Below are 1440 nucleotides of genomic sequence, written 5' to 3' on the forward strand. Positions count from 1 at the left end.
TATTAGAGTTTTGAAAATAGGGAAATGTGAGGTATATAGAGGACAAATCGATTTAATTGAGACAATTTTCAGAATTTTTTTTGTCTTACTTAAAGCATTTTTGACCATCAATATCAGAGTTTTGAAAATCGGGATATGTGAGGTATCTAGGGCACAACTTTAGCAAAATTTTATTCAGTAAAAGAAATTCTTCTTGACCAAAAAAATTTGGTCTCAAGCCTCCCTTTTTAAGAGGATAAAAAGCGGTCGAGAGATGGCGAGGTTTCCATTCCCTCCGGGACGCTTTTCTTTACAGAATGCTATCGCAAACGCGTTAACCTGGTTGTGCGCTAGCAAACGCCATATCTAATCGACCAAGAGAAAAGAGAATATTCCTTGTGTTAAGCATAAGGGTTCAGCTAGAGGTACTGTGAGCGTAGCTGCTCCGGAGGAGGCTAACTGATAACTGGAGATCACCTACTATCTACCACTTAACTACTACGATGCTCATTATTGTACTTAATTCTGGCACCAGCCCATTGTAGTTTTTCTCTAAGAGTCTGGAAAAATGAATAATTTTCCCGCAAAATAATAAACTTAGCCTGACAATCTGCCATACGCACATCCACCCGTTGTCCAGGCCAAATAGCAGTAGATAGAACTCCATCTGCCCAAAGTTTAGTAGTTAGATCGTGCTCCTGTAGAGGCCAAACACTAACTATACAACCAGGAGGAAGTACAATAGGACGACTAGAAAGACTTAAAGGACAAATTGGAGTAACAGAAATAGAAGCCATACCAGCGTGCATAATTGGTCCATTAGCAGAAGCAGTATAGCAAGTAGAACCAGTCGGACTAGCAACAATAAGTCCATCCCCTTGATATTGGTCTACTACTTCACCATCAACTTCTACTTCCAAAATAGAAGTGGGCATCCTGTCAGCAGAAGCAGGTTTAATACAAAATTCATTCAAAGCTAAAAAGCGATCGCTTGATGGTTCGAGGTTAGTGCGATCGCCATTAAACACTGCTGACTGTAACATCATTCGCAGTTGTACAGCATAGCGGTCTTCAAATAACCTATCCCATACCTTCTCTGTATCCTTAAAATCTTCAAAACTTTCTGTCAAAAATCCCAAATGTCCTCCCACATTAACTGCCAACATTGGAATACCTAGAGCTGCTAAATGTCTTGCAGCAGCTAAAGCACTACCATCTCCTCCTAAAACCACTGCTAAGTCAATTTTATGAGTGCTAGAAGCAAGAAAAACTGGATATGGATTATCTTGTGGTCCACTAGGCCCCATTAACACTTGACAGCCTCTATCTTCCAACTGTCTAGCACATTGTTCTGCATAATGCTGACTCACATCATCTTTGGCCTTATGAGCAATAATTACTCGTTTAATGTCCATAGTTAATATTCTAGATTTTAGATAGAGATTGGCAAAATCTCTGCAC

1 protein-coding gene is annotated in these 1440 nt (G+C 39.8%); it reads right to left on the reverse strand.

All coding sequences use genetic code 11. The features are described 5' to 3' along the window. Positions 1–470 precede the first annotated feature (470 nt). Positions 471–1394 (reverse strand): NAD(+) kinase, encoded by a 924-nt coding sequence (locus F6K13_RS33060; RefSeq protein ID WP_124146038.1) that lies wholly within the window; start codon positions 1392–1394, stop codon positions 471–473. Between the last annotated feature and the right edge of the window lie 46 nt (positions 1395–1440).

Source organism: Okeania sp. SIO2B9, from assembly GCF_010672505.1.
GTDB classification, from domain to species: Bacteria; Cyanobacteriota; Cyanobacteriia; order Cyanobacteriales; family Microcoleaceae; genus Okeania; species Okeania hirsuta.